The sequence below is a fragment of the Pseudoalteromonas sp. SWN166 genome, from assembly GCF_015864485.1.
GTDB lineage: Bacteria > Pseudomonadota > Gammaproteobacteria > Enterobacterales > Alteromonadaceae > Pseudoalteromonas.
On the sequence record NZ_JADYXB010000014.1, the window covers coordinates 83,450 to 107,149 of the forward strand.

Genomic DNA, 23,700 nt, shown 5'->3' on the forward strand with positions numbered 1-23,700 from the left:
AGAAATTAGGTTTACATATGAATATATGCGGCTTAAATGAAAAACAGAAGCCTTTTCAAGCATACTCGATTGTTGTGTAGAGACGGTATAATCAGCAAGGCAACGGGTTTAGCACTATGGCGTTCAATACTGAAAGACAATTACAGGGGTTGTTATATTGCTTAGCGCCTATCCGATAAACGACTATTACGCTGTAAATCCATGCTGTAGCCCGCTAATGACTCTGCGTATTAATTCACGGCCACGGATACTGTTCATTATTGCTCGCGCAGGTTGATTATCAAATTGAATATTGGGTGTGTATAACCATGTATTCCAATTATCGATACTGCCGAAATATGCAGTTCCAAAGTTTGATAATCGTGCCACTTCTATCGCATTCTCACTGATCTGTTTATTTAAGGGCTTATCTTTGTTACATAACAAAGTTCGCTCAGTTGTGCCCAACACTTTTGCTAAAGTACTCAATTCCCATTGTATTAAAGTAGAAAAAGTACGCAAACCGGCTGTTGTTAAGCCTACTTTAACTATGGCTATTTCAGTCATAGGGTTTGAGTGTGTATTTAATTTACCAAGTGTGACGACATTGAGAAAGTCGTGCCTTGTACTTTTATTTTGTACCGTACTCATTAGTAACTCTCTATAATTAATGACAACTACCTTTAGCATGCGCAGCTAACCCGCATAGCCGTGAGCAAAATAATATAGCAATGTAATTACTAATATTCTGAATCACATACGGTTTTGGAACACGAAATACGTATGTCGACTTATACGTTATCAAAGCTGGAAAACATTGTTAATTAGATAAAAGAACACTATCTTTTACTATTTTTAAGGGCGTATAAACCAGTGACGAGAGTCACTACAGACATAGCTAAAACTAATAAAGTGGCTATTTGTATTACGTTCATAAATTATCTCCTGATGAGTATATTAAACTTCATATTAAACTTCATATTAAACTATAACTTTGAAAATTTTTAGTACAAATTTAATATGTACAGACTAAAGCTTTATTTAACACTGTCGAGTAAACCGGTGCTCAGAACGAAGTAATCTCGTTGGATAGTATACTTAATATTTCTCCTACTTCGTTTGCATCATTCCTTAGACTTTTATTTGATCGAATTTTAACTCATGACGAGTTTCGAGCCTAACTGCGAAATACATTGTCTAAACTGTGAGTGATGAATTACCAGACAAAATAATGCAGACTGGACTAGTTTCATCTGAGGTCATCCAGCATGGCTATTTTTCCTAATAGCGAAAAGCTATATCTTTATTTGATTCTTCGTATTGAAGTGAAAATACACCGCAATGGGATTATGTTTGTAGTTAACAAACTAAAAGGGAAATCATTATGCCAGCATTAGAAAGTAACGTGCTAGCTCAGAACCCAAGTAAAACGGCTTAAATTGCACTTAGACTTTCTAGAGCGGGAGGTGGAGGATAAAAAAGCTGTTTGCGCTAACAATTTAATTTTAAATGACTTTATCGTGATAAGAGCTTTTCAGTTTAAGAAGTTAATTGAAACGTTATTGAAAGTGTCGTATTATTTCAAAGAGTTATTGACACTTGTGTATTATAAGTCTTGAAAAAAACAGCAGTGCACAGCCTATGTTCTGACCCATATCCTTGGGATGGTAAGTCATGGATATTTAGATCTTGTTAAGTAAAAAGCTTAAGTTAGATACAGAACAGTCTCGCTAGTTATTTTAAGCTTAAACTTAAACAAGGCACTTACTATGTCAACTCCAAAAAGTATTGATATAACTCCTTTTCCAACACTTAAAACACCTATAGATGTAAAAGAAAACCGTCGATTTAATGTAGCCAAGTGCATGCTTTATCAGATAAAGGCGCAAGGTATTACAATTAAAGGTGAGAAATTTTTATTATCATTTGCTAAGTCGCTAAATGAAGTAGAAAGAGACCCTTCAGCCCCGTATCTGTGTTTTGACTGCGATCCACTGCGTACTTCGCAATTTTTACATCGATTTCAGAGTAACTTATCTGAGTGTGGGCAAAACTTCAGTCTATCAAAATTAGGCTACCTGTTGGCGCTAACATTAGGGTTTGATAAATATGATACGTTGCTCAGGCAACTAGATATGTATCAACGTTTCGTTAAAAAACCGTGGTACTTTTCTGGTAAAAGAGTCATCAAACCTCATATGGCGTCTATACGGAAGCGTATTCATGTAACTATGCCTATAGAATCTTCACCATCTATGCCAAGTAATATGTATAAAGAATTACATACATCCACAAGCATAATTGCTGTTCACGAGCCAACTGTAGCTGGGTTTTCAATATGTTTCTCATATCTATATCAGTATCACGGAAGGCCATTCAGAACGTTTGCAGTAACCCAAGAGGATGCAGTTGCGTGGTTAATAGTTCACGCTCTCGTGGAAGAAAAAAATATTATTTTATGGAATGCTGAGCTAACGTATAAAAGAGCGCTTGAACGTTATGAGGCTGAGCAAAATAAAGCGTTCTCAAGCCAAAAGACGTATGAGCAATTTAAGACAGAGATAGATTCCGTCAATTCCTTAATTGATTTTTAGCAAAGTCACAAAAGGAAAAAAATGAGTAGATACGAGAAAGCATTGTATGTGTATTGGGGATGTCAATATCATATAGTTTGCAGACCTATATAGACTTGGGATCCTTAAAATAAAATAGCTTTGCCATTAATTCAAAGCAAACAGTCGTTGTTTAAAAAGCCCGCAATATTGCGGGCTTTACTGTTTTATTACGCATTAACTAGCCATAGTTCACGTGCTTTTTGCACATTGGCTTGTGCTTCTAGATTAAACAATAACTGTCCACCTATATTAAATATTTTGCGTAGCTTTGCAGCCAATACTGGGGTCAGCGCTCCGCCTGTTAGAAAGCGAGTATTCACTATTTCATCGGTTACGCGTGAAGCCACGATAAAACCGCTGACTTAAGAGCGCCAAATCTACTCACTGGTTGTCATTTAATACGTAAAGTAGCCTTAAATCAGGTGAAAAAAGCGTTTATCACATAATAAAAAAGTGCATTTTTACACGTTTTTATCTCAGACTTTTGCGAGGTGGAAGTGTCTCAAATAGCCAAATTCAGACGTTTTTATGTCTCATGATAAACGCTAAATCGAGCTAAAACCCTTTCTGTGTAAGGGCTGTCGGGGAGGGGAGGGTTTTCTTCTAATAACGGGAACTATCAAAAAGTAAAATTTAGTGTCAGCAATATTATTTATATTCGCTTAATCGCTATTTTATAGACCTGGTTACGATCTCGTTTACCAACGGCAACTACAGAGACTAATACTTCACTATCACGCACTTGATAAACTAATCTGTAGCCGGCGCTCCGCAATTTTATTTTATAGCAATTTTTCATACCACTTAATCTTGAAGATTCAACTCTAGGACTTTCTAGTCTTTCAAGAAGTTTTCTTTTGAACTGTGCCTTAATTGTTGAGTCAAGCTTATCCCACTCTCTTTTAGCTTCTTGTTTAAAAACAAGCTTAAAGATCATCTATGTTGACCTCAATTTCAGATTGGCCTTCACGCGAGATAACCAATGCTGCAAGTTCAATATCTTCCAATTTATCCATCATAATTTCATACGCATCAGCAGGAATACAGTAAAACACAGGTTGATTTCTATTTAATACGGCAACAGGGAAACCATCGCCTTGCTCAACCACTGCCATAGGGTTCTTTTTTAGCTCGCTGATACTTGTAGAGTTATCAGCTAAAATGGGTCTAATAGTTTGCATACATTTAACCTAATGACTTAATAAGAGCACTGATTATTGGTCTCAAAATTAAGAAAGTCAAATAAAAAGACCTTTTAAAAGGTCTTTTTGTCCATCCCTCTAACGAGATACTAAATTCAGAACTAGAGTATAAATCTTTTTCAGTTTCGTACTCTTCGACTAAACCACTACATATCCCCCTCCACCTACTGGCAATACGACTTTGAAAGGGACTCCCACGGTAATCCCCCTATAAAATAGCCATATTCAGACACTGTGAGTATCTTTTTTATATGCGTTATTTGATACGTTGGGATATTAAAAATACATTTTCACACTTTTTTATCTCAGCATTTTGCGAGGTGAAAGCGTCTAAAATAGCCAAATTCAGACTTTTTCATGCCTCATTGCAGAAGTGAGATCGCGCAAAGCCTTGCTACATAGTGGTTGTGGCGAAGGGCAGTGGAAAGTGCTAATAGCAGGAACTCTTGATTAAAAGTGCAAGGTTGCCTATATAGTGACCTTAGAAATTACTTTTGCTCAGTATTTGTGGTACCAAGTTTTAAATAGCAAACACATAGTATTTCGCCGCGAGAAAAATATTTGGCAGTAATTAAACTCTAAATGGAGGGGTTATATTTTGTTTGGATAAAGCGAGATTATTTGAACGACTAGTAAATTCACATATTAGGTTATAAAAATCGATGCCGTTAATTCTGCACCGATTTTTATATTTTAAATAAACTAAAAGTTAGCAAAAACTCCCAAACGAGCAAACGTTTCGCCGTATACATCCTTTCCTTGATACAGCTCAGCTCCCCAACTTTTTGCGCCCATTATTGGTTTACTCAACTTACGTGTGTATGCCGTTTGCAGTTCGTAACTTGTTTTATAGCCTTCGGTTTTATTTTCAAGCATACGAATAGTGGTATTTAAGCTTTCTATTTTACTTAATTGCCAATGCCAGTTTACGCTCATAGTTTTAGCAGGAGTGTAATCCGTGTAGTCGTGCTCATCACCCGCCCAGTGGCCAATTACATTGCCTGAATTACGGTTACCATCTTGATATATACTATTTGCGTACCAACCTTTTTGCCAGTTACTGTGCTCAAAACGTAAGCTGTGGTTGTTAGCAATAAAAGGTAAATAAATACCAAAGCTATATGCATTATTGCGAGAGCCACCCAATGTATCTTCGAGTGCTACTTCACCGTATAACTCATAAGGTAGTGCATAAATACTATTGTTATACGCAAAAGTAATTGAGCCTAACTGATCGCCAAGCTCAAAATCTGCATCAACTTCATTCGCATCAGAGCGAGTTATATTATCTTTACTGCCAGGGGTAAAAAAACCTTCTGCAAAGTCTTTTAAAGTAACACTACGCGGGCCTCCGCCAAACTGCATTAAGCGGCTTAAGCCTATTGTTAAATTATCGGTTGCAGCAAAACTCGTATGTAAACCAAATAAGTAAGGCTTACCTGGTTTGTACTCGCGAATAACGCCTGTCTGCTTAGTGCTTTCAAGAATTCCACGTTGCTCTGTCATTTTACTAATAAATATATCGTAACGAATATTAAAGCTGGTTATTGGCTCTACATTACTAAGCGTTATAGAAGGCGTTGTTTTAGCTTGTGTACTTAATAACATGGCACTGTCGTTAAATGGTGAGTACCAATGTTCGCGGTAACCTACATCTAACTGCGCGTATTTATTACCAAGGTAAAAAAAGCTTTGTGTAGGTAATATTTCGTCTTCGTTGACTATGCCCGCAACACTCACACCAAAGTAACGCCCGAAGTTAGCGTAAGCACCACCTTCAACAATTAAATTGGTTTTAGTGGTTTGCCCGCGTTGGTTAGGCAGTGTTTTATCTTTTGTGCCAGCAGCAAGTGTTACTTTTGCAAATGTCCCCGCATCGCTTTGAATGTAAGGACTAAGTTGGTACGAAAGTGTTTGATATAGTTCTGGGTAAGTATGCCTTACTGATTGTAGCACTCTATAAATATCGTGAGCTTTATAAGGCTTACTCATAATATGTGTATTTTTACTTACGGCTAAAAGTCGTTGTACTTGGTGCTCAAGTTCTGGGGCTTGATTTAAAGGTAAATAAGGTGACACGCCACCTTTAGCAACAGCATTTGCACTGATTGCCATCCCGATAAACAGTGATATTTTTTTGAGCATAATTATTCCGTTAGCAAAAATTTGTTTAAGTAAAAACGTTAACGCGAGGTTAGCAATAAACGCCTAAGTAAGGAAGAAAAAAGCGATATATTAGTGGGAATATAGGTGTCAGCTATCATTCGCAGGGGACAGACGCTGCATTTAGTTCAAGCGCATTTTTACATGTAGTGTTTGGCTATAAAGCAGGTGGTGAATACACTTAATAACTTATATCGACAGAACATAGATTTATAAGTAATTTATTCACAAAGAGGTTAAGAGGGCGCTTCGCTTTAGAGAGGCCAAAAGTAGGTAAGCTATTAGTAACAAATATTAAAAGCTACGCTTTTCGCGTGAGCAAGCTAAACGCCTGCCGGGAAAGTTTTACGCCTCGCTTTTCAAGTCCTGATAAATAAAAACCCCGATGGTATTATGTATCATCGGGGTTTTTTAATCGTTTTAGTAAACCTAAACTTTAAATTCGTCTACTGACAAGCGAAGCTCTTCGGCAAGTTTTGCGACTTCTGAACTTGAAATGTTGGTTTGGTTTGCGCCTTCGGCTGTTTGCTCTGCTATGGCTACAATCGACTCAAGGCGTTCGCTAATTTCTTGTGCTACTTGTTGTTGCTCAAGTGCGGCGGTCGAAATTTCTTCACTTACATCGTGAGCTTGCGAAACCGCGAATGTAATCGAATCAAGTGCGCTACTTGCTAGGTCGGTTTGCTCAACACACGATACCGCACGTTGCTTACCTTTACTCATTGCCGTTACTGCAGCTTCTGCGCCTGTTTGTAGAGACTCAATCATTGATTGTATCTCTTGGGTCGACTCTTGAGTTTTACTCGCTAGAGAGCGTACTTCGTCGGCTACAACAGCAAAGCCTCGGCCATATTCACCAGCACGTGCAGCTTCAATTGCGGCATTTAGAGCAAGTAGGTTAGTTTGATCCGCTATACCGCGTATTACATCTAAAATACTGCCAATTGATGCGCTATCTTGATGCAGTTTATTAATCACTTGTGAAGCGTCGTCTACTTCACGTGCTAATTGCTCAATCGTTGCTTTGTTATTATTTGAAATACCTTTAACACGTTCAGCTTCTTTGTCAGCATTTTTAATTTCGCTAAGTGCTTGTTGAGCGCTGTTGCTAACCGTTTGCGATGTACTGCTCATTTCGGTTGTTGCTGTGGCTGCTTGTTCAACTTGTGCTTGTTGATTACGGATTGCTTGGCTTGATTCAGCGGTAATGGCAGATGTTTGCTCTGATGCTGCTGCAAGCTGAGTAGAGCGTGAAATAATGCCTTTAATTAAGCTGCGTAAGCTATCAATTAGCGTATTACAACTTTTAGATAGTTCGCCAAATTCGTCTTTAGCGCTGTCGTCTAATCGTTGTGTCATGTCGCCACTGGCAACAATATCTAAAATACGGTTAACTTCAGCAAGGGGCTTAGTAATGCGGCTAACGGTAATAATAGCAATCGCGATAGCTAATAGAGTGGCTATGATCATACCAACCCAGGTCCATAAATTTGCTGAATCTACGTCGCTACGTACACCTTGCTGTAATTTAAACGCAACGTCACTTGCTTGATTTACTAGCTCATCAATTTGGTTAAGTGCCATTTTGGTTGCTTGCTCCGACTGGGCAAGTTCTGCTTGCGTAAGCTTAATCGAATCAATTAAACGCTTTTTATTTGCAGCTAAACTGTTACTACCTTTGATATTACTTTCTAAGGTATCAACATATTCTTTTAGGCTTGAATATAAATCGCTATGAGTTTGCTCTATTGCGGGCTGAATTAACGCAACGGTACGTACTACTTCTTCTAAGTAATACGTTTGCTCGTTTTTAACGATGTCGAGTGTATTAAGCGTTTTAACGGTTAGCATGTCGGTGCTGTTACTAACTACCGACATAAAGTTATTTTCTAGATTGTTTGCAGCTTGATAAGCTCGCGGGTGGTTTTGCTCAAACCCATCAATGTCGATAATATCAAGTACTACTGAGTTTGCATCTTCAGCTGTAAGCTCAATGTTTTCAAGTTGTGCTTTTAAAGCCTTGGTAAGTGCAAGCTGTTTGCTTTTATCTTCTAATAAATTTTCAACAGTACTTAAAAAGCTTAAATAGGTTTTTTCTACGTTTTGGCTGCTTTGATTAAGTGCCGCATCGTTTTTTACTACGTCTTGAAGTTCACGGTGCAAAGTGCTGAATAGCTGTTTTTGCTCAAGGACTTGTGATTTTATTGGTGCGAGCTCACTTGCTGATGAAGTGTAAAAGCTCGCTTGAGCGGCTTTACTCATTAAAATAAATTCGGCTTGTAGTTCAGAGCTTTTATTTAATGCAGGAAGTGATAGTTGGTTCACTTTTTGAGTAGAACGATCGATGTTTGCTATTTTTATTAAGGAGTTACCACCGATTATTAATAATAATAAGGTGATAAATATAAAACCACCCCAAATACGTTGGCTTACTGTCAGGTTCATAAGATTTCCACTCAAAAGTACTTCAATTAAGACTTATCGGCTTTAATTAAGATAAGTTAAGTAATTAAAATCAATTACTTTAACTAATTTTAACTATTAATTGATAAATCTAACAGATGTATTAGTTTTTTTCAGTTTATTTAGATGAAAGGTGGGATTTTTCGACAATTACTTTTTTAGTACTTAGCTCCATTAACGTCATGGTGTTACCCCATACACAACCGGTATCTAGAGCATGAACGCGTGAATTACCCGTTTTACCTTCAAGTGCTGCCCAGTGGCCAAAAATAATATCGTGTTTAGTTTTAGCAATATTAGGGTGGTTAAACCACGGTGTTAATATTTGGCTATCGGTTACTGCGCCCTTTGCATTAAGCTCAAGTTTGTTGTCACTCGTTAAAAAGCGCATGCGGGTAAAATAGTTAACTATGTATCTAAATTTTTCAAAGTCATCAAGATTGCTTGACCACTGCTCTGGGTGAGGCTGATACATGTGTTCAAAAAATGCTTTAGCATTGTTTGATTGATAACAGCTTTGTGCAAATTGCGCGTGCTTTAGAGCATAGTCAATAGACCAGTCGGGGTTTAATCCGGCATGAGATATAAAGCAGTTATGTTTTAGAAGCTCTAAAGCCAATGGTTGGGTTTGTAAAAAGGCGATGTAACGCGCTAATTTTGGGCTTTCAAATATTGGGTTTAGTTTATCTTTTGGATTGGTAGGTTTGTTAAGGAAGTAGCAGGCAACCATGTGAAGGTCGTGATTGCCTAAAGTGATGGTCATGCTATTTTGATGTTGGTAAATATAGTCTAAGCAGGCTAGGGAGTCTGGCCCGCGGGCAACTATGTCGCCAACTAAATAAAGGTGATCTTTGCTTGGGTTAAAATCAACACGTTGCAAAAGGGTGTTAAATTCACTAAAACACCCTTGTAAATCACCTATCGCATAATCTGCCATCAGTGGTTACTACTTAATGCAAAATGTTAGGACAAGCCAAACGAAACACATTAATAGGCGCCTGAAACTCAGAGCCAAACTCGTTGCGTAACGTGTAATGGCCTTGCATTGTGCCTACAGGTGTATCTAAAATTGCACCGCTGGTGTATTTATAGCTTTCGCCTGGACCAATGTCTGGCATTTCGCCAACAACGCCTTCACCTTCTACTACTACTTCTTTGCCATTTGCATCGGTAATTAACCAATAGCGGCTCAGTAATTTTGCACTACATAAACTATGGTTTTTAATCGTTACTGAGTAAGCAAATACGTATTTTTCAAGCTCAGGTTGAGATTGACCTTCTACGTAAAATGTTTCTACAGATACCTTTACAGGCGATCCAATATTACTGCTTGTTGTCATAAATCCAGTTAGCTATATCAATAAATTGTTGTAAAGATAAGCGCTCAGCACGCAGCGTTATATCAATGCCAATGCTAGTAAGCTCTTCTGCAGTTAGTAAATTACCTAAACTGTTACGCAGTGTTTTACGGCGTTGATTAAAGGCTTCTAAACACACTGTGTTTAATATTTTAACGCTTTTTGCTGTACGTTGCTCTGGCTTTTTAGGAATTAAACGAATAACCGCAGAGTCAACTTTTGGCGCTGGTTTAAAGCACTCAGGTGGTACTTCAACAACCGGCATTGCATTACAGTAGTATTGAGTCATTACGCTTAAACGGCCAAATGTTTTACTTCCTGGGCCTGCTACCATGCGTTTTACTACTTCTTTTTGAAGCATAAAGTGCATGTGCTCAATATGATCTGAAAATTCAAAAAGATGAAACAATAACGGTGTCGAAATATTGTAAGGTAAGTTACCAAACACTTTTAATTTTTTGTCATCGCGAACCAAGCTTGCAAAGTCAAACGTCATTGCATCGCCTTGGTTAACGGTTAATTTAGGACCCAAAAATGGGTGTTCAATTAATCGTTGCGCTAAATCTTTATCTAATTCAACAACCGTTAAATGGCCGCTTAACTCGGCTACAGGCTCAGTAATTGCGCCAAGGCCGGGGCCAATTTCTACTAGGTTGTCTTCTGGTTTAGGATCGATCGCAGAGACTATTTTATCGATGATAGATTCATCAAATAAAAAGTTTTGCCCAAAACGCTTACGAGCGCGGTGTCCTAAATGTACTTTATCGGTCATTGATTTGTGCTTTTTATTGGGCGAGCTTAATTGCTTCGCGGATCGCTAATTCAAAACTGCCAACGTCAGCGGTCCCAGTTCCTGCTAAATCAAGTGCAGTACCGTGGTCAACTGAGGTGCGGATAAATGGTAAACCAAGGGTAATATTTACCGATTTACCAAATCCTTTGTATTTTAGCACAGGTAATCCCTGATCGTGATACATAGCAAGTACGGCATCGGCTTCAGATAGGTATTTATCTTGAAATAAGGTATCGGCCGGTAGTGGGCCAATTAAATTCATACCTTCACTTCTAAGTATCTCAAGCGTGGGCGTGATTGTTTCTATTTCTTCACGACCTAAATGGCCATCTTCACCGGCATGTGGGTTTAACCCGCATACTAAAATACGTGGTTTTTCTATACCAAACTTAGTTTGTAAGTCGTGATTTAAAATACCCGCTACTTTAGTTAAGCGCTCAGGTGTAATTGCACGCGATACATACGCAAGTGGAATATGAGTGGTTACCAGTGCAACGCGTAAGCCTTCAGTTGCAAGCATCATAACTACATCAGCAGTATTTGATTGCTGTGCAAAATACTCAGTGTGCCCGCTAAACGAAATGCCCGCTTTATTAATTATGCCTTTGTGAACAGGGCCAGTAACAACCGCGTCGAAGGTGCCATCCATGTTTTTTTCGCTTGCAATACGCAAGGTATCTAACACGTATTGGCCGTTAACATCGTTCAGTACGCCAAGCTCTACATCAGTACCTAAATCAACTTGGTGAATATACAGGCTGCCAGCAGGTGCTGCGATAGCGGGTGCATTATCATCAAATTTAATTAAGTTTATTGTTAGGCCTAAATGTTTTGCACGCTCTTTTAATAGCTTGCCATCGGCAATCGCTATAAGTTGAACATCCCACGCTTGCTGAGCAAGCGTGAGTAGCAAATCTGGGCCAATACCGGCTGGTTCACCCGGTGTAATCGCAATTCTTAAGGTCATATTTATTGGTCTATAGGGAAAATTTCAACGTGAGCTTGCTCGCGCATTTCTTGCTGCCAGTTAAAACTTTCTTCCTTAAATTTACGGTTAAACAACATGCCATGAGCACGGTTACGTTTAGCTAGCTCAGTTTTATCAGCTACACGTTTACCAAGTAACTGCACAATATGCCAACCAAACTGTGTTCTAAACGGTTCGCTTATTTCGTCTTGCTTAAGAGACAGCAATGTATCTTTAAACGCTGGTACGTAGGTAGTTGGATCTGTCCAATCGTACTCGCCACCTTTAAGTGCAGAGCCTGGATCTTCTGAATATTCTTTAGCTAGTTCGCCAAAGTCAGCGGTACCTGCGCGTAAATCTTTTGCAAAACCAGCAAGCATTGATCGTGCTTTTTCTTCGCTTAAAATAATTGAAGGCTTAATAAGTATATGGCGTGAACGTACTTCAGTTGTTTCTACAATTTGTAAACCACGAACGTCTTGTACTTTAATGATATGAAAACCAGCACCAGAGCGAAGCGGGCCTACAATAGCGCCTTTCTTTTGGCCTTTTACTGCTTCAGCAAAAAGTGAAGGCATTTCGTTAATGCCCATGTAACCAAGTTGGCCACCTTCAAGTGCTTTAGAGCCGCTTGATGATGAAATAGCAATACGCTTAAACTCTTGGCCATCGTTTAATAGCTCAATAACTTTATCTGCACGTGTTTTTGCGCCAGCAATTTCGTCAGCGTTCGCATCGTTAGGGATATCTATTAAAATATGGCCAATGTCGTACTCTTCAGCACTTTGACCTTGGGTTTCCATTATTTTTAAAAGGTTATCAACTTCTTGCTCACTAATATAAATACGGCGATCAACACTGGCACGTGTTACTTGCTGTGTTGTGATCTCTTTACGAATTTCTTCACGGTAGCTTTGAAAGCTTTCACCGGCGCCTTCAATAGTGCGGCGTAAGTCGGCAATGGTACCGCCTTGCTCTTTTGCCATATTAGCGAGAGTTTGATCTAGTTGGCTATCTGAGATTTGTAACCCCATACGCTCAGCCATTTGCATCATAAGCGCTTGATTTACTAAACGCTCAACTGCTTGCACACGAAGAGTTTCGTCTTTTGGTAATTGCTGGCCTTGTTCTTCGGCTTGCTTTTTAACACGGTTAATAATGGTGTCTACTTCGCTTTTTAAAATGACGCCTTCGTTTACAACGCCAATCACTTTATCTATTACGACTGGTGCAGCCATTGCACTTTGACAAAGGCTGACACTTAAAACTGCTGATGTTAATAATTTTTTTAAATTCATATTCTGTTTACTACTCTTGCTGATAGTACTGTTGTGATACTAGTTACTAAGAAAATACGGTCTACGATAGCCAAAAATACCTTGTTGTAATAATTTTTGTGCATCATAACGGCTTTTACTGCCAAGTCCTTTTAATACAAAATTCAAACTAATACCTGAATCAAAAGTTGCTTGTTCTTGGCCTATTGACTGATTTAAGTCAGTTTCAATTTGGCGGTGCCCAGTAATTTGGATAGCCCAACAGCATGATTCATACTGAAATCCGCTCAATACTTCGATACTTCTGTTGTTTTCAAGATCTCGATGGTAACTCGCAATGAATTGCCATTCGTCGCTAATAGGAATACTCGTAAATACACCTGCTTGCTCGATTGTATTTCCTGAGACATCATTTGCATAGCGATGGTTCAATTGTACTACCTGATTATTATCACCTTTATAATCAAGCGTTACATTTGACTGTACCATTTGCTTGCCATCTGTATCGTATTGAATACCTCCTGCGAGGTACCAACGGCGGTGCCAATGTAACATGGTTTGAGCTGCAAATAGTGCATTATAATTAGTGTCTGAGTTTAAGCCTTGCTCTGTTGGCTTTGCATCGTCACTTAAATAAAATATTTGGCCGGCACTAAAGTTAAACACTTCTTCTTGTTTTTTATCAAATAAGCGCGTTGTAGCACCTAAAGTAAATTGATTCGCTGCGGCTATGCGGTCAACGCCCGAAAAACGCACGTCTCTAAATAAACCATAATAATCGTCTTGTAGCTTGGTTGTATCAAACAAGCCAATATCTGACTGATCTTTATTAGGTGTATATAAATATTGAATTTGAGGCTCTAACGTTTGTATACCATCTTCAAAAAAGTAAGATGCATCACGCTCAAAATTAAGCTGAGAGTACAAACGTACTTTAGGGATAGTACGCGATACGGTATCGCTATATTGCGTGCCGGTTAAGTTTCCGCTTTGTTTATAATTAGTTTGTAATAAGCTCACTTCAGATAAAAAAGACCATGCATGATTAGCATAGTTGTAGCGCGCTTTAGGTTCTATGTGTACACGAGTTGCGTTGTCTATGGCCACTTCAGATGAATCATTAGTAAAATGACTGATTTCGCCTGACACACTAAAGTCAAAGTTATCAAAACGCCATGGGGCGGTTTGCGTAAAGTTAATTTGCGGCAAAGCAGTGTATGACTCTAAGTGATCGCCCAGTACTTCAAAGTTTTGTACTTTAATATCGGTGCGCCATGTATCACCTAAATGCGTAAGTGAGCCGGTACGATATAACTGAGTATCGGTTTTACTTGCGTAGTTTGAAGTTAAGTCGGTGATGTAGTTATCATCGCTCACATTGGTTATATCAACATTTGCGCGCCAGTTTTCACCTAGGTAGCTTTGTTGTTGCCAATGAAACATGTAGCGTTCATTTAAATCTGGCTCAGAATCATCACTATCTAAATACTCAATTCCTACTAAGCCTTCATGCTGCTCTGTTAGGTATCTAAATTCGGTTTGCAGTTGCAGCCCTTTGTTAGACATATAACGAGGCGTAATTGTGGCATCAAAATTAGGCGCAATATTTAAATAGTACGGCGTAATTGTTTCAAGACCGTATTTATCAGAGCTTGAAATAGTGGGGGTAAGTAACCCCGATTTACGGCGTTCATCCAGCGGAAATGTAAAATAAGGCAAATATAAAACAGGTGTATCTAGAATGCGTAATACCGCGTTATATGTTTCGCCCCAGCCTTCTTCGCGAGAAAGGTTTATTTCGTCAGCTTCAATTTCCCATACAGGGGTATCACTTGGGCAAGTAGTAAAGCTTGCATTCATGAGTAATAGGCCAGACTGATTAACAGTGAGCTTTTCAGCGCCGCCTTTACCTTGTTGCTCGGTTAGGCTGTAGTCGGCGCCTAACAAACTAACTTCTGAATTATTTAAATCGGCATTTAATCCGGCGCTGTTTACTTTACTTACGTAATCTTGATAAGTAATTGGCCCCGTTGCATTTAATAAACCACGCTGTTTGTCTATCAACGCAGTTTGTGCGGACAAACTCATCTTAAGGGTGTTAATATCAACATTGCCGGTAAATTCAGCGCTTTGAGTGCCAAGTAGCTCAACATCATCAGCTTGAATATCAACTTCACCAAGGTTAAGGCCTTCAAGTGGTTGCCAAGCTCTGGTTTGCATTGAAATGCCACAAAGGTTGTGTGCCAATTCAGTTTCGGCAAGCGATGGTGCGCTAACAACGCTTAGCATCAATATGCCCCAGGTTTTGCTCATTTATCGACCTTAATACTGTGTGTTTAATATAATATACACATAATAAAGGAAAATAATGGCAATTACAGTAATTGACCTATAAAAATAGATATCTTATAAAATGACACGCTTTGAGAATTTACAACAATTTATAAACTCACACCTTAATGCTAAGTCGCATACTTTAAACGCGATCACGGGTGATGCGAGTTTTCGCCGTTATTACCGTTTAAATCACGATAATAAGCATTTAATAGTGATGGACTCTGAACCAAAAAAAGTGAATAACGACCCTTATATCTCATTAAATAAGGTGTTTACTGAGCAAGGTTTTTTACTTCCCACTATTATTGCAAGTGATGAGAAACAGGGCTTTTTTATTCTCAGCGATTTAGGCTGTACGCACCTAGCTGACATGCTTGATGATGCAAACCGCACCGAGCACTATCAAGCATTAATTAGTTTAAGCGCTCAATGGGCTAAAACGCCGCCAGCTTCTGCTATGCAAACGTATAACGAAGATTTTATAAAGCTAGAGCTAGATATATTTAGCCAGTGGTTAGTGAGTGACTTTATTAATGAGCCACTAAGCGCAGAGCAAAACGTAATGTGGCAAACAAGTTCAACGCTATTAATACAGGCCATGCTTGAGCAACCCACTGTTACCGTTCATCGCGATTACCATAGCCGTAATATTATGAATAGTAACGGCCAGTGGGCAATTATAGATTATCAAGATGCTGTACGCGGACCGCTTTGCTACGATTTAGTATCGCTACTGCGCGATTGCTATTTTAAACTGCCTCAAAAAGAGTTAACAAGCTTGCTTGATTTTGCTTATCAAGAATTTACAGCTCAAAACTTAATGGTTAACACTTCATTTGATGAGTTTAAATATTGGTTTGATTTAACTGGATTACAGCGCCACTTAAAAGCGGCGGGTATATTTTGTCGATTATATTTACGCGATGGTAAAACAGGTTATTTAGATAATATTTTACCAACTCTTGATTACATTATTGAAGTAGCGGCAAATTACCCAGAGCTTAAAGCATTAAGTGAGTGGACTAAAAATACCATAGTGCCAAAAGTAACTGAAAAATTAGCAAAGGAGCGCTCATGAAAGCGATGATTTTAGCTGCAGGGCGCGGGCAGAGAATGATGCCGCTAACGCAAAATATGCCCAAGCCAATGTTAAAAGTGGCAGAAAAACCACTTATTGAGCACCATATAAATAATCTTAAAGCTGCCGGCATTACCGATATTGTAATAAACCTTGCGTGGCAAGGTGATAAAATAAAAGACTACTTTAAAGATGGCAGCCAATTTGGTGTAAACATACTTTACAGCCAAGAAGTTGAAGGTGGCCTTGAAACTGCCGGTGGTATAATTGAAGCGTTACCACTGCTAGGCGACTCGTTCATTGTTATAAATGGTGATGTATACACCGATTATGATGTAAGTGCGCTTATGCAATTGCATTTACAGTCCGGTGAGGCGCACATAGTGCTGATAGAAAACCCGCCACACAATCCAGATGGCGACTTTGCATTGAGCCATTTATCGGCCGAGAGCCAAAAATATACATTTTCAGGGATTGGCCGGTATCAGGCTGATTTTTTTAAAGGATTAACGCAAGGTATTCGCCCTTTAGGGCCTATTTTACGTGAAAAGCTAAGTGAACATTTAGTCTCTACTGAGCTCTATATAGGGCAGTGGGATGATATTGGTACACCAGAGCGTTTAAATCAATTAAACACGCGTCTTGGGGCGTAATAACTCAATTTTTAAGAAGGCAGTATTATAAATGTGGGGAAAAATTCTCGGTTTTTGTTTTGGCTTTATGTTTGGCAAAATATTTGGTGCCATTTTAGGTTTATACCTAGGTCATTTATTTGATAAAAGCTTAAAAAATAACTTTGATAAAGCGGGCGGCTTTTCTAGTTTATTTAGTGGTGACGATGTTCACGAACGCCAAGCTTTATTCTTTTCAAGCTGCTTTGCGGTAATGGGGCATATTGCCAAATCGAACGGTCGAGTCAGCGAAGTACATATAAAAGCGGCTAACTTGTTTATGGACGAAATGGGCTTAAAAGGCGAAGAGCGCCGTGAAGCACAACATGCATTTCAGTCAGGTAAAGAGAGCGACTTTTCACTTAAAGAAACAGTACACGATTTTAAAGAGCGCTTTGCTAAACGAAACGACCTAATACAGTTATTTTTAGAAATACAAATTCAGATGGCATTTTCTGATGGAGTGTTAGCCGAGCAAGAAAAGCAATTATTAGCAGAAGTAAGTAAACAGCTAGGCATTTCTAAAACACATTTTGCATTTGTATTAAAACGTTACCAAGCTGAGTTTAACTTTAGAAAGCAACAACAGCGTTTTAATCAGCAGCAACAAAATCAAGGTCAAAGTAGTAGTTATCGTGAGGGCTCTGGCCATCATGTACCGCCAAATAATAATATGGACCGTGCGCAAGCATTGGCATTATTAGGGCTAAATAGCGATGCAACGCAGCGTGATATAAAAGTAGCGTACCGTAAACTTATGTCGCAACATCACCCAGATAAATTAGTGTCGCAAGGTTTACCAAAACACATGATGGAATTGGCTGTTAAAAAGAGCCAAGATATTCAAGCTGCTTATGAGTATTTAAAAAAGTCGGCGTAAAAAGCCGTCTATTTCTTTTGTTAGGCGTGCGTGTTGATCGGGTTGATCGCGCAGGCCAAACAACTGGCGTTGGCGGTAGTCAAACTTTGCATTTCGGTTAACCCAGCGCTGACGGCTTTTAAGGCTCATTAAAATGTCTGTGCTGTCATTTGCATAGTAAATATCAAGCAAGGCGGGTGTAACAAGTGATGCTGTTTGGCTCAAGCTTTCGTTACGCTTTGTGTTAGGCAGGTAACTACTTAAACTTATAAACGCATCCAGTCTCTCATCCGGAAAATCTGCATAGTACTCCAACAACACGCCAGCACTCGTGCCTTGTGCAATAACCACTATATTACTCGAATCTTCCATAGCAGTTTGATACAGCGCATTAAAGCGAGAAATGAGATTTATTTTATAGTTATCAAGTATGTCATCGGTTACTTTTTCAATTGCATTAACGTAATGAGGCTCATCTTTTATTTTTTCAGGCTGCGGTTGCGCGTCTGTTGTGGTGTCGGGTGATGCAGGCTCCTCGGTTTTGCTAGGCGCAACTTCAGCCTCATTTGGCGTTGTTTTTGCCATTTTACTAGCTTGCCAATCAATGTCGGGCACTGTCATTGCGTAGGTGCTGTAACCTAAGTTATTAAGCTCTTTACGTAAGTAACTCATACCTGAGTTGTTTGTTGGGGTAGAGTGCCAGTCGGGTATAAGTAATACAACCCCTCTCAAGTCGCTACTCATATACTCGCTGTAAAGGCTTAAAAATTCTGTTTCGCCAGCTAATATAGGCTTTATTTCATCGCTTGGAAGTAGTCGCTCAATGTCGCTATTTTCAATACTTGAAAAAGTTGGAGGGTTAATATGTTCTGCCGCGCTGATAGGGTTAGCCAAAAGTAACGCACAGCTGAGCTGTATATAAAAAGCCCCTTTTAAAAACCGTGTAAACACCATAATAAACCTAACTAATGACTATAAATTAGGTATCGGCAACGTTAGCTAAAAGTTTAGGATCAATTAATTAGTAAATTAGAGCCGATTAAAACTCCAATTTAGCTTCAAAAGTAAGTACTTGCTCAGTTACAGGGTGCTTTAATTGCAGCATTTGTGCATGTAATTGTAAGCGAGGAGCGGCAGCAAGTGCCTCTTTGTGGGCGTAAAGTCTATCACCTAAAATAGGATGACCCAGGCTTAGCATATGTACACGTAACTGATGCGAGCGACCAGTGATAGGCGTTAGCTCCACACGGGTTGCATTGTCTTCACGCTCAAGTATTTTGAAATGCGTAAGCGAAGGTTTACCTCTGTCGTGATCAACCATTTGTTTTGGGCGATTAGGCCAATCACAAATAAGGGGTAAATCTACTGATCCTGTTTCAGCTTCAAGTTGTCCGTATACACGTGCTATGTAACGTTTAGCTGTTTCGCGCTCTTGAAACTGCATACTTAAATGTCTGTGCGCTGCTTTATTCATGGCAAGGCACAGTATGCCAGAAGTCGCCATATCTAAGCGGTGCACTATTCTTGCTGTTGGAAAAACACGATTAACACGATTAATTAAGCTGTCGGCATGTTTAGGATCTTTACCTGGGACAGTTAATAACTCACTTGGTTTATTAACTATCAGTAAGTCGTCATCCTGAAAAAGTATTGTTAAATACGGACTCATAGGGGGGTTGTAGTTAACTAACACGGCCGACCTTAGTAATTTTGAAGGGCGCTATTTTAGTGGAGCAAGTTAAAAGGCTCAAGTAAAAGTTTGGCTATATTGTTTTAACTAATAATCCAAACTTAGGCTCTCTTAAAGGGCTTTTATAGTTTGATTTCTTGCGCTGTTAATAGGCGATATTCACCGCTAGCCAAGTTTTCATCTAGAGTAATACCGGCAATCTGCTCGCGATGTAACTCAACTACTTTGTTATCTACCGCGTAAAGCATACGCTTAACTTGATGATACTTACCTTCACTTATTGATAAACGCAGGCCGTAATTAGCAAGCTTTTCGGCTATAGCTGGGCGAGTTAAATCTTTTTCGTTGTGCAGCATGACACCTGTACGCAGTTGCTCAAGTGCTTCATCGGTAATAGGTTCTTGGGTTTCGACTAGGTAGGTTTTAAATTTATTGCTTTTAGGTGACGTAATTTTATGTGACCAATCGCCATCATTAGTAATAATGACTAAGCCTGTAGTGTCTATATCAAGGCGACCTGCCACGTGAAAGTCACTCATATTTGGCTCATCAAGTAAGTCAAAAACAGTTTTATGTAGCTCGTCACTGTTAGCACATACATAGCCAACAGGTTTGTTTAGCATGTAATAACGCTTACCTAAAAATACCAAAGGTGTACCTTGGTATAGTACTTCATCTTGCTGGGCTAGCTGAAAATTATGTGATGTGATTACTTCACCATTAACGCTTACTTCTTTTCGCTTAATACTCGCGCGAGCTTGGGTACGCGGTATTTCAGCTAAGTGGCTAATAAATTTATCTAAGCGGCAAGGGAATTTCATTTTGGTTCACATTTTTAGTCGGCTACAATGGGCGCGATTATAGCCGATAGTGAAATACCATGACAGTGCACAGCACACAAATTTTAAGCCTTTACCAAGCAAAAATAAACTCGGGTGAACTATGTTTTGATGCTGCGCAGCAAAATGCAGTGGAGGCTTTAAATACATTAAGCGAGCAACTTCAAGCTCACACATCATGGTGGCAAAAAGCGCCTTTAATAAAAGGTGTATATTTATATGGACCAGTAGGGCGTGGTAAATCAATGTTGATGGATTTATTTTATAAAAACCTACCTACTGAGCAAAAGCAGCGGCTGCATTTTCATCATTTTATAGCGCAGGTGCATGCCCAACTTTCGCAGCTACAAGGTCAAAAAAATCCATTAATTTTGATTGCAAAACAGTGGGCTAAAAACATCCGCATACTGTGTTTTGACGAGTTTTTTGTGAGCGACATTGGCGATGCCATGATTATGGCGAGATTGTTCAATGCCTTGTTTGAACAAGGTGTTGTGCTGGTGGCCACATCGAACGCAAAGCCAGAGCAACTTTATTACAACGGCCTGCAACGAACGAGATTTTTACCTACCATCGATTTAATTAATAGCCATTGCCATATAATTAACGTAGCAGGGGAGGAGGATCACCGCTTTAGATATGGTAAAAACAGCCGTCACTATTTTATTAATTTATCAAATCACGATTTTGAAAATGAGTTTTTAACTTCTTATACAGAGGTAACATATAGAAATACAATTAGCGTGCATGGCCGCGATTTACCTTATTTATTAAAAGCCGATAACGCATTGATGATTGATTTTATGGCGCTATGCTCAGGCCCTCGTAGTGCTAACGATTATATGTTTTTAGCAACGCAATTTGATGTGTTATATGTATCGAACGTGCCGCAAATGGGGGTTAAAGCAACGGGTAAAGTTATTGTACACGGTATAGAAGATAGTTATCAGCGTGAAAAACAAACGCTTGATGAGCACACCTTTGACGACGAAGCACGTCGCTTTATTGCCTTAGTAGATGAGTTTTACGATTGCCATAAATTACTGGTGATAAATGCTCAAACCGACATTGAACATTTGTATAAAGGTAAAAAGTTGAGCTTTGAATATGCACGCACGCAATCGCGCATAGTCGAAATGCAAAATTGGTAACGCTTTGGTTTGATATATTGTAGATGTGCTTGCTCATGAGAGAAGCGCAGCTTCTAATTATTAAGCCATTTTAAAAACTGCGTTTTTACACGCTACAAGTTAACCCCACAGCTACACCTTGGCGGTAGGCGTTTAGCTTGCTCACGTAAAACCTATAAACTTATCCTTCTTGGCGCACTATATTCTCAAGGGCGCGAATATTGGTTATTAAATCTTGGCGTTGTGGGTTTGCTTGCAACGCTTTTCTAAGATGTTTTAACGCGCTCGAGTAGTCTTTAGAATCAATCGCTATTTGCGATAATCCTAGCCATGCAGATAGTTGATAGTCAGGCAGAGCCTGCGCGCGTACATACATTAACCTAGCTTGCGTAAGCTGATTTTTATCACGATAAATACTCGCTAAACTAAGTAGGGCATCACCTAAATTCGGGTTTATTTTAAGTGCATTATTTAAGCTTTTAAGAGCGCGCGTAGTATTACCTTGCTGCATAGCAAGTTGTGCACTGTATACAGAAAACTGCGCTTGTTCGTCATGGGGTAGCTGTTTAGTTAATCTTTTTGCACTGCCTATTAGCTCTTTAGCTAAATCCCATTTTTGCTGAGATACAAGCCAGCCTAAAGTTTGCATCGTGGTATTAATAATCTCAACTTGCTGCTGTTTAGTGGCGTGTTTTAAACCTTGCTTTAATAAGCTAACTGCACGTTTACTACTGCCTTCGCTTAAATGTAATTGCGCAGCAAGCAGCTGGTTACTGGTATCTTTAGGGTTGAGTTTTAAGGCCACTTCAATAGCAGCAAGCGCTTGCTTTTTTTGATCTAGCTGTAGTGCTATTTGCGCACGTTGCAACCAAAGTTCAGCTTTATCGGGGGTTTTATTAAGTAACTCTTTAAGTAATGCATTTGCCTGATTTAAATCACCCGATTCAATTAACGCAAATAACAACCCTTGTTGGTATTGGCTTGTTTCTGGCGCTAGCATAAGTGCTTGGCGGTACGCCGCTACAGCGCTCCAAGGTTGGTTGTGCTGTACGTGTATATAAGCAAGTTGCGCATAACTTTGTGCGTCAGCTTGGCCAAGTTCAATACTGTGAACTAAGTGTGTTTGCGCTTTGTCATACTTTGCTTGTTGCATGTATAAAAGGCTCAAACCTTGGTGTGCTTTTACTAAATCAGGTGAGGCTTTTAAACACGCTAGGTAGGCTCGTTCAGCGTTATTAAAGTCTTTTGTTGAAAGCAAAACTTGTGCACGTAATAAGTTTAAAGCAGTGCTATCTTCGCTTATATCACGGCCTTTAAATAGCGCAGCAACTTCACTGTAATTACTGGCTTGTAGGAGTGGCTGCACTTGGCGAGCAAAACCGCGCTCGGTCGGCTCAATAAGGACCTCTGTAGGGCCTAGTAATTTATTATTTATAGCCAACTGCCATGTTGGATCGCTAGGCGATAACGTTACTTTTAGTGGCGCATTAGTATCACTGGCAGCGCTTGCATGTACGTTACCTGCACTTAATAAAGTTAATGAGCACATTACAGTCGTCAACAGTGCGGAAGTTAATGGTTTTAGCGTTTTAAATATATTCATATTTTTCATTTTTATAGGCTTAAGGTTTAAATTCGATTGGCCAAATAAAGCGAGCGCGTACTGTTTCACCTTCTTTTTTAGGTGCACTAAAGCGGCTTTGTTTAATAATTTTGTCGATAGCTGGTTTAAGTTCAGGATATGGATTTTGTACTACCTCAATTAAACTTAACTTGCCACTTTCATCAATAAATACATCGAGTTTTACAGTAAATACATCAACACCTCGGCGGGTTAAGCTTTTTGGTAAAACGGCTTTAACAGGTGTAAGTAAAGTGGGGAGGCCATCGAGTTGATTTAAGCTAAACGCATCCCAATTTACACTCATTGATTGCCATTGTGGCGCGCTTACTTTTACGCTAGGTGTATCGGGTTTTACAATACTTAAATTGCTGTTTATCTTAATTTTAACGGCTTGAATAGACGCGCCAGCCCCTTCTACCGTTAAGCTTTGCATTGGCTCACTTGTTTGCTGTTGCGATATTGATGGCGCAGGAGGAGGTGGCAGTGCCACCATGGCAATCTCACGTACAAGCACTTTGTCTTGCATATGGTGTTCGGCAAGTTGCCCAAGCCATAAAAGTAGTAATGCAGCACTAAGCACAATGAGGCTAAGGCCAAATGCAAAAAGTGGATGGCGATTGTTTTTTGTTTTTTGAAGCGAGTCAATCGTGTGCAT

22 protein-coding genes are annotated in these 23,700 nt (G+C 39.3%); 5 read left to right on the top strand and 17 right to left on the bottom strand.

All coding sequences use genetic code 11. From position 1 onward, the window contains the following. Nucleotides 1–186 precede the first annotated feature (186 nt). Nucleotides 187–630: an antitoxin Xre/MbcA/ParS toxin-binding domain-containing protein gene (locus tag I6F49_RS10615; RefSeq protein ID WP_197180356.1), complete on the bottom strand. Its 444-nt coding sequence runs from the start codon at nt 628–630 to the stop codon at nt 187–189. 1,118 nt (nt 631–1,748) lie between these two features. On the opposite strand from I6F49_RS10615, the gene I6F49_RS10620 reads away from it, so the two are divergent. Continuing rightward, a complete protein-coding gene (locus I6F49_RS10620; RefSeq protein ID WP_197180358.1) occupies nt 1,749–2,573 on the top strand; it encodes a hypothetical protein in 825 nt (274 codons plus the stop codon). Nucleotides 2,574–2,761: 188 nt separating this feature from the next. Here I6F49_RS10620 and I6F49_RS10625 read toward each other — a convergent pair whose 3' ends face one another. From I6F49_RS10625 to lptD, 11 genes are all read right to left on the bottom strand, one after another. Next, on the bottom strand, nt 2,762–2,941 hold the full coding sequence (locus I6F49_RS10625) for a hypothetical protein (RefSeq protein ID WP_197180360.1): 180 nt from the start codon (nt 2,939–2,941) through the stop codon (nt 2,762–2,764). Between the two features lie 305 nt (nt 2,942–3,246). Beyond that, complete coding sequence (locus tag I6F49_RS10630) at nt 3,247–3,531, bottom strand: type II toxin-antitoxin system RelE family toxin (protein ID WP_197180362.1); 285 nt, start codon at nt 3,529–3,531, stop codon at nt 3,247–3,249. Then, entirely contained in the window at nt 3,521–3,775 is a 255-nt protein-coding gene (locus tag I6F49_RS10635; protein ID WP_197180364.1) for a type II toxin-antitoxin system Phd/YefM family antitoxin, read from the bottom strand. Before I6F49_RS10635 ends, I6F49_RS10630 begins: the two co-directional genes overlap by 11 nt. 723 nt (nt 3,776–4,498) lie before the next feature. Further along, on the bottom strand, nt 4,499–5,941 hold the full coding sequence (locus I6F49_RS10640; protein WP_197180366.1) for a capsule assembly Wzi family protein: 1,443 nt from the start codon (nt 5,939–5,941) through the stop codon (nt 4,499–4,501). 447 nt (nt 5,942–6,388) lie between these two features. Next, the gene (locus tag I6F49_RS10645; RefSeq protein WP_197180368.1) at nt 6,389–8,404 is read right to left on the bottom strand and encodes a methyl-accepting chemotaxis protein; all 2,016 of its coding nucleotides are present in this window, start codon (nt 8,402–8,404) and stop codon (nt 6,389–6,391) included. Nucleotides 8,405–8,540: 136 nt separating this feature from the next. Continuing rightward, a complete protein-coding gene (locus I6F49_RS10650) occupies nt 8,541–9,359 on the bottom strand; it encodes a symmetrical bis(5'-nucleosyl)-tetraphosphatase (protein ID WP_197180370.1) in 819 nt (272 codons plus the stop codon). A gap of 13 nt (nt 9,360–9,372) precedes the next feature. Further along, nucleotides 9,373–9,762 (bottom strand): Co2+/Mg2+ efflux protein ApaG, encoded by a 390-nt coding sequence (gene apaG / locus I6F49_RS10655; RefSeq protein WP_007585091.1) that lies wholly within the window; start codon nt 9,760–9,762, stop codon nt 9,373–9,375. Then, entirely contained in the window at nt 9,746–10,552 is an 807-nt protein-coding gene (gene rsmA, locus I6F49_RS10660) for a 16S rRNA (adenine(1518)-N(6)/adenine(1519)-N(6))-dimethyltransferase RsmA (protein ID WP_007585090.1), read from the bottom strand. Before rsmA ends, apaG begins: the two co-directional genes overlap by 17 nt. A 13-nt stretch (nt 10,553–10,565) precedes the next feature. Further along, entirely contained in the window at nt 10,566–11,540 is a 975-nt protein-coding gene (pdxA, locus tag I6F49_RS10665; protein ID WP_197180372.1) for a 4-hydroxythreonine-4-phosphate dehydrogenase PdxA, read from the bottom strand. 2 nt (nt 11,541–11,542) lie between these two features. Further along, nucleotides 11,543–12,838 carry a peptidylprolyl isomerase SurA gene (gene surA / locus I6F49_RS10670; protein ID WP_197180374.1) on the bottom strand — a complete coding sequence of 432 codons (1,296 nt, stop codon included), beginning with the start codon at nt 12,836–12,838 and terminating at the stop codon, nt 11,543–11,545. Nucleotides 12,839–12,877: 39 nt separating this feature from the next. Next, complete coding sequence (gene lptD, locus I6F49_RS10675; protein WP_166419412.1) at nt 12,878–15,130, bottom strand: LPS assembly protein LptD; 2,253 nt, start codon at nt 15,128–15,130, stop codon at nt 12,878–12,880. Nucleotides 15,131–15,230: 100 nt separating this feature from the next. Between lptD and I6F49_RS10680 the strand changes: the two genes are divergently transcribed. From I6F49_RS10680 to djlA, 3 genes are read left to right on the top strand one after another with little or no spacing between them, the layout of a single operon-like run. Further along, nucleotides 15,231–16,232: an aminoglycoside phosphotransferase family protein gene (locus I6F49_RS10680; protein WP_197180376.1), complete on the top strand. Its 1,002-nt coding sequence runs from the start codon at nt 15,231–15,233 to the stop codon at nt 16,230–16,232. Further along, nucleotides 16,229–16,885 (top strand): N-acetylmuramate alpha-1-phosphate uridylyltransferase MurU, encoded by a 657-nt coding sequence (murU, locus tag I6F49_RS10685; protein ID WP_166419410.1) that lies wholly within the window; start codon nt 16,229–16,231, stop codon nt 16,883–16,885. Before I6F49_RS10680 ends, murU begins: the two co-directional genes overlap by 4 nt. 31 nt (nt 16,886–16,916) lie before the next feature. Next, the gene (gene djlA, locus I6F49_RS10690) at nt 16,917–17,783 is read left to right on the top strand and encodes a co-chaperone DjlA (protein WP_166419409.1); all 867 of its coding nucleotides are present in this window, start codon (nt 16,917–16,919) and stop codon (nt 17,781–17,783) included. On the opposite strand, the gene I6F49_RS10695 is transcribed toward djlA, so the two are convergent. The 3 genes from I6F49_RS10695 to rsuA form a co-directional block, all read right to left on the bottom strand. Beyond that, nucleotides 17,766–18,716: a DUF3530 family protein gene (locus tag I6F49_RS10695; protein WP_166419408.1), complete on the bottom strand. Its 951-nt coding sequence runs from the start codon at nt 18,714–18,716 to the stop codon at nt 17,766–17,768. The two genes, djlA and I6F49_RS10695, sit on opposite strands and share 18 nt — an antisense overlap. A gap of 85 nt (nt 18,717–18,801) precedes the next feature. Next, nucleotides 18,802–19,455, bottom strand: a complete 654-nt coding sequence (gene rluA, locus I6F49_RS10700) for a bifunctional tRNA pseudouridine(32) synthase/23S rRNA pseudouridine(746) synthase RluA (protein ID WP_166419407.1) — start codon at nt 19,453–19,455, stop codon at nt 18,802–18,804. A gap of 119 nt (nt 19,456–19,574) precedes the next feature. Beyond that, entirely contained in the window at nt 19,575–20,273 is a 699-nt protein-coding gene (gene rsuA, locus I6F49_RS10705) for a 16S rRNA pseudouridine(516) synthase RsuA (protein ID WP_166419406.1), read from the bottom strand. 59 nt (nt 20,274–20,332) lie between these two features. On the opposite strand from rsuA, the gene zapE reads away from it, so the two are divergent. After that, a complete protein-coding gene (zapE, locus tag I6F49_RS10710; protein WP_166419405.1) occupies nt 20,333–21,442 on the top strand; it encodes a cell division protein ZapE in 1,110 nt (369 codons plus the stop codon). 160 nt (nt 21,443–21,602) lie between these two features. On the opposite strand, the gene I6F49_RS10715 is transcribed toward zapE, so the two are convergent. Together I6F49_RS10715 and I6F49_RS10720 are read right to left on the bottom strand one after the other, a co-directional pair. Beyond that, nucleotides 21,603–23,024: a tetratricopeptide repeat protein gene (locus I6F49_RS10715; RefSeq protein ID WP_197180378.1), complete on the bottom strand. Its 1,422-nt coding sequence runs from the start codon at nt 23,022–23,024 to the stop codon at nt 21,603–21,605. A gap of 19 nt (nt 23,025–23,043) precedes the next feature. Next, nucleotides 23,044–23,700 carry an energy transducer TonB gene (locus I6F49_RS10720; RefSeq protein ID WP_166419403.1) on the bottom strand — a complete coding sequence of 219 codons (657 nt, stop codon included), beginning with the start codon at nt 23,698–23,700 and terminating at the stop codon, nt 23,044–23,046.